Consider the following 275-nt stretch of genomic DNA (forward strand, 5'->3'; position numbering starts at 1 on the left):
GGTCGCTGGAGGATTATAGAGCCCTGCCCGTTGCAGCGCATCGGGGCGATTGACCCCCGCATAGGCCAGCCGAATTACAACCTCTCCCGCGCGCGCAATCGGCATTGGCCGACGTGTTTCGCGCAGAACTTCCGGACCGCCAGGCGTAGATATTTCCATCGCCCGCATCGTGTTTACTTCATTCATTCTGTCTCACTTAGGTTACGTCTTTGGGTTACCAGTGCCCCGGCAAATCATCGCGCTTCACCGCAGCATTCGGCGCGCGAATACCCGAG

1 pseudogene is annotated in these 275 nt (G+C 58.9%); it reads right to left on the reverse strand.

Annotated elements, in window-relative coordinates:
• Nucleotides 1-186 (reverse strand): annotated as a pseudogene (locus AB9F29_RS22650) (NAD(P)H-quinone oxidoreductase); the annotation flags it as partial.
• Nucleotides 187-275: the final 89 nt, after the last annotated feature.

The sequence above is a fragment of the Falsihalocynthiibacter sp. S25ZX9 genome (assembly GCF_041205405.1).
GTDB lineage: Bacteria > Pseudomonadota > Alphaproteobacteria > Rhodobacterales > Rhodobacteraceae > Falsihalocynthiibacter > Falsihalocynthiibacter arcticus.